Source organism: Streptomyces sp. 150FB (genome assembly GCF_000818195.1).
In the GTDB taxonomy this organism is placed as follows: domain Bacteria; phylum Actinomycetota; class Actinomycetes; order Streptomycetales; family Streptomycetaceae; genus Streptomyces.
In genome coordinates this window covers 6,773,013-6,774,455 of sequence record NZ_JTHL01000001.1, presented here as the reverse complement: position 1 = coordinate 6,774,455, position 1,443 = coordinate 6,773,013, and the positions used below count along the sequence as shown (strand labels likewise).

1 protein-coding gene is annotated in these 1,443 nt (G+C 69.2%); it reads right to left on the bottom strand.

Annotated features, from left to right (window positions below; genetic code table 11):
* Positions 1–1,422: acyltransferase domain-containing protein (locus QR77_RS29200; protein ID WP_160310967.1), on the bottom strand; the 1,422-nt coding region annotated here is incomplete at its 3' end.
* Between the last annotated feature and the right edge of the window lie 21 nt (positions 1,423–1,443).

Below are 1,443 nucleotides of genomic sequence, written 5' to 3'. Positions count from 1 at the left end.
ACGAGTCACCACCCACAACGACCCGCCAACACCACCATCACCCAACCCCTGTACCAACGCCAACGTATCCGCGACCGGATCACCGCAGCCCAGCGCGAGCAGCGACACCACACCGGCGAACGAAGCCCCACCGGCCCCGGCAGCCGACAACACCCGCGCCACCACGTCACGACCAGCTCCGACAGGGACCGACACCGTCTGTACGTCATCCAACGCGTCCGTCATCCCGGCCGTGTCCACGCCGTCCACCGACACCACCAGCCACGTACCGCGACGCGCCGTCGCCGAGGGGGCTGTCACCGGCTCCCACGTCTCCCTGTACTGCCAGGCGGCGAGCGTCCGACGCTCCAACTCGTGCCGGTGCCAGGCCGACAAGGCCGGCACAACCGACTCCAGCACCTCGCCGTCGATGCCCGACTCAGCACTCAGGACCGCCAGGTCGCGCCCCTGCACCAGCTCCCAGAAGCCACCGTCATCCTCCGCCCCGACCGCGGTCTTCTTGGCGGTGGGCCAGTAACGCCTGTGCTGGAAGGCGTACGTGGGCAGGTCCACCCGGCGTCCGCCGCCGATCACCCTCGCCCAGTCCACGCCCTCACCCGACACCCAGAGCCGGGCGAGTGCGTTCAGCGCCGTACGCTCCCCGTCCCGGTCGCGGCGCGCGAGCGGGACGGCCGTACTACCGTCCGACAGCTCACCCACCATGGCGGCGAGCACGCCATCCGGACCGACCTCGACGAACCGCGACACGCCCCTGTCGCCCAACTCGCCCACCCCGTCGGCGAATCGGACCGCCGAACGGACCTGGGAGACCCAGTACGCAGAAGATGTCAGCTCTTCGGCGGTGGCCATCCGGCCGGTGACATTCGAGACCACGGACAGGCGCGGAGCATGGAACTCCACGCTTTCCAGCACTGACCGGAAGTCCTCCAGCATGCCCTCCATACGAGCGGAGTGGAACGCATGGCTCACCTTCAGCCGCCGTGTGCGCTGGCCCGACTCGGTGAAGAACGCCGTGATCCGCTCGACCTCGGACTCGTCCCCGGACACCACCACGGACGTTGGCCCGTTGACGGCGGCGATGCTCACACCGTCGGCCAGCAGCGGCAGGACGTCGTCCTCCGACGCCTCCACCGCCGCCATCGCCCCACCGGCGGGCAGAGCCTGCATCAACCGACCACGCGCCCCGACCACCCGGCACGCATCGGCAAGCGACCACACCCCCGCCACATACGCGGCAGCCAGCTCACCGATCGAATGCCCCAGCAAATAGTCCGCCCGGACCCCCCACGACTCCAGCAAGCGGAACGAAGCCACCTCGAAGGCGAACAGAGCGGGCTGCGTCCACCGCGTCTCATCCAGCCCCTCACCGCCGAACATCACCTCCCGCAGTTCAGGACCGAACTCCCCACAGACCTCATCCAACGCGGCAGCGAACACCGGAAA